We start from the raw sequence: 8103 nt of genomic DNA on the forward strand, positions 1-8103 counted from the left end.
TAGGGGCACGGAAACCGGCGAATGACTTTGACCCCATCCAAGCCAAAACTTTTCATCCATATCGGGCAGGCAAAGACCGGCAGCAGCAGCTTTCAGTTTCTCATACGCAAGAGCGAATACCCCGGCTGGCTGTATCCGCAGACCGGACAATGGCCGGACGGCGCCCATCACAGGCTTCTATTCGCATTTGACGGCGTCGAAAAGCGTGGAAACATAGATATCGAACCGTTCGAGAAGCAGCTCGCGGCTCTTCAAGCCGAGATCGAAAAAGCCTCAGGGTCGAACGTAATCCTCAGCAGCGAACTGGTCTTCGGCGGCAAGAACGGTATCGAATTCGTCAAAACTCTGCAGGCCGCTCTCGGCCGGCATTTCGAACATACCGAAATAGTCGCAGTCTACCGCAGCCATCTCGAACTCGCATCGTCGCTCTACAATCAACAGATCAAAGACGCCGTTTGCGCCGAGACACGCGATCCCGACACCTATCTCGGCGAAATAGCGTCTTCGCTCCAATATGCGCCAATCATCGAGAAGTGGGAAAATGCCGGCTTTCCTGTCCGCTTGCTATCCTACCATCCGCGGGCGACTTACCTCGATCGCATGACGTCGGCATTCGGATTGGAGCCGTTCGAAGGAGAAATTCCGCGGCGAAATCCCTCGCTGCCACCACTCACGACATTGGGGATCCTCGCAGCAAACCGTTTCACGGAGAATAGCGAAGAACTGGCACGCCTATCCGTGCAAATACGCAAGAATCGCGCTTTAAAAGCGATCCCGACAAGCGGTAGTCTCCTGTTCTCGGTGGGAGCGGCAGACCGTTTCGAACTGTCCCTGAAGCGCGATCGAGAATTCGTCAAAAATCACGGGGAACCAGACTGCGTCCAGTCACAGTACCGACCGGAACCTCTTCGCATATCCCAAGACGCCGCGCGGCAATTCTTCGATTGCCTCGCCGAGTTCGATATTGCTTCAAACGATCAGGAAGCGTTCCGGGATACGATGGCGCCCTATATCTCTTAGAATAACGGGGACGCGTGAGCCTTCAGCATGTATCGAAAGGATGTTGGATCAGGATGGTACGTCGTTTCGCACCCCGGCCCGGCGCATCACGCCGTAAATGGCTTGAGCTACTAGAAAAAACCCGCATATAGGACTTACCCGAACCTACAGGACGGCCGCGATGCCGGTCTGGGAGTGATATCATGTCGACGCAGTTTCTTATCGTCAGAGCTGGCGGCTTTCGGGACGGCTGGCTCTCGACCAGAGCGCTCATAGAAATTCTGCCCGGCGCGTCGGTAACTTTAGAGCTTTTCCTGCCTTCTGCCGCACAATCCGAACGCAAGCAGTTTCGCATATTGGCGGGCGACAAGGAATTAGCGGAGCATATCGAACGAGACAGCTTCAAGACGATCGAAGATATCCGCTCAAACGACAGCTGCAATTTGGTGGAAATCACATGCGCCGAGCAGGAGAACGCTATCGCGGCGGAAAAAAGATCGCTCGGTATCATGCTGCACAGGGCCTTAAGCGATCATGGAGAAATGCAAATACTGTTCGAGCCGGAGAGAAATTGGCAATATTTCGAAAACCTGTACGCGTCAGCGAAAAACGGGCAGCGAGGCCACAGTTCCTTCATGCGTAGATTATTGAGCCCGTTCGAGAGCTCGAAAGTTTGAACAAGTTGCATAGAGAATCGGCGACAAATCAGCAATTTCGACCTTTGAGCAAGATCGCCAGTCGATCCGTCCTACCGAACCTACATTATAACGTCTGCAGAGCCGTCGCGACATTGCCGACTCAAACAAGGCGTGCATAGGGGCGAGGGCTAAGAGAACTGGCCGTCACGGCCGCCCCTCTCCAATCTGACACGAGGCCGACATACGTCATCATATCAATTGTGATACTGTCGCTCGTAGATCAAAGAAGGCGCTCGAGATGCCGCTAGCTTCAAACACAGCCGGAAAAGCCAGAGCTCACCCATGCCGCTAGTCTCGATCGATGCCCGCGAAGCGGTGCAAATCCGGAAAGACAACGAATTTGCCACCTGGGGGTCGCGCAATACCGAGAACCGAGTCGAGCCGGTGGCAAACCCCGCGTTCGAGGTACCTTTCGCGCTTTCCCCCGGTGAGAAGATTTTCACCATCGGCTCCTGCTTTGCGCGTAACGTCGAAGGCGAGCTGGTCCAACGTGGTTTTCGGATTCCCATGCGCGAGTTGTTCCGCCAACGTGAGTTCGCCGACCTGCCCTTCGAAATCGTCAACAATTTCGGGACGCCTTCAATCTACAACGAATTCGCATGGGCCTTCGGCGAACAGCAATACGACGAACGGAAAAACATCGTCGCCACCGGCACCGACAAATATATCGATCTCCACATGGTCAACAGTATTCGGCCAGCACCGCTCGAAACGGTGCTGAAGCGCCGGCGGAGCCTGATCAATGCGACACGCATCCTGGCTGAATGCCCGGTGATGATTATGACGCTCGGCCTCGTCGAATTATGGTGGGACAAGGAGACCGAGAGCTACTTGAATACGGGCCCGTTGCCCTCGGTGCTCGAGCATCAACCAGACCGCTTTGCATTGCATGTGCTGACTTTCGAGGAATGCTATTCCTATCTACGCAAAGCGCTCGATATCGCTTTCGCCAATTCGAAAAACGGCCTCTCGGTCGTTCTGACCGTGTCTCCAGTTCCCATGATGGCCACGCACCGGAGAACGGACGTGATAACGGCCAACAGCTATTCGAAGTCCGTGCTGCGTGCCGTTGCGGAACAGCTTGTCGCGGAGACGCCGCAAGTATCGTACTTCCCGAGTTTCGAAACCGTTTCCCTGAGCAACCGAAGCTTCGCTTGGGCCGACGATTTCGTACATGTAAACAATGATATGATCGCGCTCAACGTCGAACGCATGGTCAACGCCTTCACCGGTAACGAGACGAACGCTTCCGCAATATTGAGCAAACTGGAGCCAGAACAAGCCGAATCGGCCGAGGCGTTGCTGTTGGCGGAAAGAGCGCGCGAAGCGAGAGCGTCCGGCGACGAAAAATTCTTCGCCGAGCATTCCGATGCCACCGAAACTTCGCCAGCCTTCGCTTTGGAATATGCGAAGTTTCTTTACGACCAGCAGCAGTATGAAAGAACGCTCAACGTCGCGAAGAAGGACCAGCGGCCAGCGATGCAAACGCTTGCGGGTCGCAGTCTCATTGCTTTGGGAGAACCCGAAAGCGCGCTCGAGATTCTGCGCCCGCTCTGCCATAGTGACCTGAAGGACACCGCGCACTGGCAAGCTTATATCGAAGCCGCCATCGCCATGCGATCCGCAGGCAGGCTGGTGGAGGCGGAAAAGGAATGGATCGAGTATCAGCCGCGTAACATGGCCTATGCCCAGGCGACTGTGGGCCGTGCACTACATGTCATGGGTCGCCACGATCTTGCGGTTGACCGCTTGCTGACCGCTGCTGCGCGGCCCGACAGGCATATCGCGACGGTGATCAGTTGCGCTGCCTGTCTTTACGCCCTGGATCGACATAAGGAGGCCCAAGAAACAATCAGCGGCGTGCATGGAAAAACGGACTGGCAAATGCGGCAGATCCGCCGCCTGAAGAGGCGTATCGACAATGCGCTCTCCTGAATCGGACGCGCCTCTGGCAGCGCCTTTCCCGACCGTGCGTGTCGCGTCAGATAATCAACGCCCGGTTGTACCTCAGGTTTCTGTAATAGTGCATGATGCGGACCGCATGATCCGGTGCGAACTCCCGGTCCGCGGTTCAAGCATTCGATTGCGTGAGGGGAAAAGCGGTTGGTTGTGGATCACGGCGGTTGCTCGCGAGCGCGATGAAGCAATGGGGCTTGAGTTCGAGCCAGAAAATCCCGGTTTTCGCCAGATCGCTGCCGACGGACGCGCGATCCAAACATGGCTGCTTTTCAGTCCGCACGATGATGTAGTGCTTACAGGACTGTCCGGGCACGACACCATCGAGTGTTTCGTGGGATCCTTACCGGATCCGCTAATCCCGTTCGCGACGGGTAGCGCGGCGAAGCGAGACGCTCTGATCGATATGCTCGCGTCGATCTGTTCGGGCCGAGATTTTGAGCGCCCATATAGATCAGCGATAGCCGAAACGCAGATTTTCGACCTGTTGTGCGGCGGCAGCACGATCGCGCAACGCCTGGGCTTCAACAAAACGGAGGCCCGTCTGTTGCAGGCCGCGTTGGAAATCCGGCGATCGCCCAACCTTCTTCGCCTTCTCTCCTACGCCAATGCCAAGGCGCAGGATTATGCCGCCGCCATAATAGCCGCAGAAAAGGCGCTCTCGGCAAAACCCGGCCTTGCCGAGAGCGCTTTTCGCAATCATTTGACGGAACTGTGCGCCTATGGGGACCTCGCCGACGAGTTGAACCAGATCGCCACGAACCAACCCAAATCGCGAACCGAGAGCTGGGCAATCGCCTATTGCCTTCACAACGCACTGCCGCATGCGCAGGGCGGTTATGCGATGCGCAGCCATGCGCTGGCGGCGACGATGCTGCGACGGGGGCGATCGATGACCGTCTTCGCTCGCCCCGGCTTTCCCAGCGATAATGCGGGGGCGGTCGATGACGTGCCCGCGAGCGAGCAGGTCGGTGACGTCTATTATCATTTCGAGAACGGTTTTGGCCGTCGCGGCCGTGCGTATGGTTATATTGCCGAGGCTGCCGACTATTTCGAACGCGTTTTCGCGGCCAACGATATCGGGCTGGTCCATGCGGCCACGAATTTCTGGACCGGGTTGCCCGCTGCGATCGCGGCACGCCGGCTGGGCCTCGCCTTCGTTTACGAGGTGCGCAGCTTCTGGTCGATCACGCGCGACGCCCGCGAGCCCGGTTTCTCAACGAGCCCGCAAGGACGGCGCGACGATGCGCTCGAGACCATGGTTCTGGCTATGGCCGACCAGGTCCTGACACTCAACGAGGCGATGCGTGACAGGATTGTCGAGATGGGCGTCAACCGGGACCGCGTCACGCTTATCCCAAATTGCGTCGGTCCTGAGCGTTTTGAACCACGCCTGACCGAGGACGCGCTGAGAAGCCATTTCGAGATCGAACCGGACGAGATCTTGATCGGGTATATGGGCGCGATGCTCGGCTATGAAGGTATCGATCTGTTGGTGGCGGCCGTCGCGCCGCTTATCCGCGAGAATGACCGTATCAGGCTACTCATCGTCGGGGCCGAAGCTGCCAATCGCACCCAGCCAGGAACCATCGAATATGATCTGGAACGCCAGATCGAAGCACTCGACCTGGGTACGCATATCCGTCTCGTCGATCGCGTGCCGCCTGACACGGCGCGGGCCTTCTACGCGCTCCTCGATATCTGCGCCTATCCGCGCCGGGCATTCGAGGTCTGCGAACTCGTTTCGCCGCTTAAGCCGTTAGAAGCCATGGCCATGGGCAAAACGGTCATCTGTTCGAGCGTCCGGGCACTGCGGGACATAGTAGAAGATGAAAGCACCGGCCTGATCTTCGAGAAAGACGACATCGATGACCTGCGTGCGACCCTGCGCCGCGCCGTCGAGGACGAAGCGTTGCGCGCGCGGCTGGGCGAAACGGCCCGCGATTTTGTTCGAAAGGAGCGCAGCTGGGAGCGAATCGGCGAATCGGTCGACACTGCATATCGGCGTGCGGCGGACGCGGAGCCGCAAGATGGCGCCAGATTACGGGCTTTGGTCGAAGGGCATTTCGATGTGCCGGAGAATATTCAGGCGGTTCGCTCAGCCCTTGGCGCAGACCGTTGACTGCGCTGTTAGGTCCGCTTTAGGCATTTTCGGCTAGGACCGTGCCGGAGACGCACAGGGCCGAAGCGGCTGGGTTGGGGACATTCATGAAGATTCTCATAGTCTTCGGCACGCGCCCCGAAGCGATCAAAATGGCGCCCGTCGTCAGGGCGTTTCGCGCCGACCCGGCCTTCGAAACGATCGTCTGCGTCACCGGTCAGCACCGGTCCATGCTCGATCAGGTCTTGGCCCTTTTTGATATCACACCCGATATCGATCTCGATATCATGAAAGCCGAGCAATCGTTGACCGACGTGACCGTCGGTACGATGACGGGGCTTGAGACTGTACTCGCGACGCGCAAGCCTGACGCCGTACTGGTCCATGGCGACACGACGACGGCAATGGCGGCGGCGATGGCAGCCTTCTACGCGCAAATCCCGGTCGGCCATGTCGAAGCCGGTTTACGAACTGGCGATCTGACCGCTCCGTGGCCCGAAGAGATGAACCGCCGCGTCGTCGACCTCGTATCGCGCTGGCTGTTCGCGCCGACTCAAACCGCGAGTGACGCGCTGCGCAAGGAGGGCGTCGATCCGGAGCATATTCACATCACGGGCAATACGGTGATCGATGCGCTGCTCTCGGTTGTTGACGATATCCATGCCGACGGCACGAAAAAGGTTTCGCTCGATCGGCAGTTCGACTTTCTCGATCCCCGTAAGCGGCTGATCGTCGTGACCGGCCATCGGCGCGAAAATTTCGACGGCGGGCTAGAATGTATGTGCAAGGCGCTGGCGCGTCTGGCACAGCGCGGCGATGTCGAGATCGTCTATCCCGTGCATCTCAATGCCAACGTGCAGCGTGCTGCAAAGGGCGTTCTGGCTGATACCGCCGCTGTCCATCTTATCGAGCCACAGGACTATCTGCCTTTCGTCTATCTGATGGACCGGGCGCATCTGGTGATTTCCGATTCGGGCGGTATCCAAGAAGAGGCACCGTCGCTCGGCAAGCCCGTGCTTGTGACGCGCGACGTGACGGAACGCCCCGAGGCCATCGCGGCGGGTACCTGCCGGCTGGTCGGTACCGATCCCGATACGATCGTCGGCGAAGCGGAGCGACTGCTGGACGACGATACCGAATATGCGCGCGTCAGCGCCATCAAGAACCCCTTTGGCGATGGCACCGCCGCCGCGCAGATAGTAGAGGCGATGAAACATGCCGCATGAATTCGAAACGATCTGCGTCGTCGGCCTGGGCTATATCGGCCTGCCGACGGCCGCGACGCTGGCATCGGCCGGTTTCACGGTGAAAGGCTGCGACGTGACGCCGCATATCGTCGAAGAACTCAATGAAGGTCGTGCGCATTTTCCCGAACCCGATCTCGACATGCTCGTGCGCGGTGCGGTGAGCAGCGGCCGTCTGACCGCTTATACCGAGCCGCAACCGGCCGACGCGTTCGTCATCACCGTACCGACGCCGATACGCGCCGATAAGTCGCCCGACATGTCCTATGTCGAAACCGCCGCGCGATCAGTCGCCCCGGTGCTCGCCAAGGGCAATTTGGTGATCCTCGAATCGACGAGCCCGCTCGGCGCGACGGAGTCCGTCGCCGATATCATTCGCGAGGCACGGCCCGATCTTGTAGATGGCGACGCGCTCAGCATCGCCCTCGCGTACTGCCCTGAGCGCATCCTGCCTGGCCAGATGGTCCGCGAACTCGTCCAGAACGATCGCATCGTGGGTGGACTCACGCCTGCTGATTCAGAGTGCGCGCGCGATCTCTACGCTAGCTTCGTGCGGGGCGAGATTCACATGACGGACGCCAAAACCGCCGAGCTCGTGAAGCTGATCGAGAATGCCTATCGCGACGTGAATATCGCCTTCGCCAACGAGGTCGCGAATATCTCCGAAGCCCACGGCCTCGATCCATGGGAGGCCATCGGGCTCGCCAACCGCCATCCGCGCGTCGACATTCTTAATCCGGGCCCCGGCGTGGGCGGCCATTGCATCGCTGTCGATCCCTGGTTCCTGATTTCGAACAATGGCGACCTGACGGGCCTGATGGCCGAGGCCCGGCGCGTGAACGACGGACGCCCCGAAGCGGTGCTCGAAAAGGTCCGGGCGGCGGCCGCGAAAACCGAGTCGAAGAAAGTTGCCTGCCTGGGCCTCGCCTTCAAGCCCGATGTCGACGACCTGCGCGAGAGCCCGGCGGTCGATATCGCCGTCGGTCTCGCCGAGGAGGGCTTCGAAATCTGCGCGGTCGAACCGCATGTCAATGCGCTTCCGGAAAAGCTCTGGCGGCACGATTCGATCCGACTCGCCGGTTTCGAGGAGGCGCTCGCCAAGGCC

At 58.9% G+C, this 8103-nt stretch carries 6 protein-coding genes; all 6 read left to right on the plus strand.

The features are described 5' to 3' along the window. Positions 1-21 precede the first annotated feature (21 nt). Positions 22-1020 (plus strand): hypothetical protein, encoded by a 999-nt coding sequence (locus ACTS1Z_RS09090; RefSeq protein ID WP_442624136.1) that lies wholly within the window; start codon positions 22-24, stop codon positions 1018-1020. 182 nt (positions 1021-1202) lie between these two features. Next, on the plus strand, positions 1203-1676 hold the full coding sequence (locus tag ACTS1Z_RS09095; protein WP_442624137.1) for a hypothetical protein: 474 nt from the start codon (positions 1203-1205) through the stop codon (positions 1674-1676). Positions 1677-1979: 303 nt separating this feature from the next. Then, positions 1980-3632, plus strand: a complete 1653-nt coding sequence (locus ACTS1Z_RS09100) for a GSCFA domain-containing protein (RefSeq protein WP_442624138.1) — start codon at positions 1980-1982, stop codon at positions 3630-3632. Between the two features lie 355 nt (positions 3633-3987). Further along, positions 3988-5775, plus strand: coding sequence for a glycosyltransferase family 4 protein (locus ACTS1Z_RS09105; protein ID WP_442624139.1), 1788 nt, complete (start codon positions 3988-3990; stop codon positions 5773-5775). Positions 5776-5861: 86 nt separating this feature from the next. Beyond that, positions 5862-6980 carry a non-hydrolyzing UDP-N-acetylglucosamine 2-epimerase gene (gene wecB, locus ACTS1Z_RS09110; protein ID WP_442624140.1) on the plus strand — a complete coding sequence of 373 codons (1119 nt, stop codon included), beginning with the start codon at positions 5862-5864 and terminating at the stop codon, positions 6978-6980. Beyond that, a partial coding sequence (gene wecC / locus ACTS1Z_RS09115; protein ID WP_442624141.1) for a UDP-N-acetyl-D-mannosamine dehydrogenase occupies positions 6970-8103 on the plus strand: 1134 nt, incomplete at its 3' end. The genes wecB and wecC, both read left to right, overlap by 11 nt.

Origin of the sequence: Parasphingopyxis sp., assembly GCF_052168295.1 — a bacterium.
Taxonomy (GTDB): Bacteria; Pseudomonadota; Alphaproteobacteria; order Sphingomonadales; family Sphingomonadaceae; genus Parasphingopyxis.

Bases quoted from the DNA above. Each gene is read 5' to 3' on its own strand.
- ACTS1Z_RS09100 (WP_442624138.1), top strand. From the start codon at position 1,980: ATGCCGCTAGTCTCGATCGATGCCCGCGAAGCGGTGCAAATCCGGAAA.
- wecB (WP_442624140.1), top strand. From the start codon at position 5,862: ATGAAGATTCTCATAGTCTTCGGCACGCGCCCCGAAGCGATCAAAATG.
- ACTS1Z_RS09095 (WP_442624137.1), top strand. From the start codon at position 1,203: ATGTCGACGCAGTTTCTTATCGTCAGAGCTGGCGGCTTTCGGGACGGC.
- ACTS1Z_RS09090 (WP_442624136.1), top strand. From the start codon at position 22: ATGACTTTGACCCCATCCAAGCCAAAACTTTTCATCCATATCGGGCAG.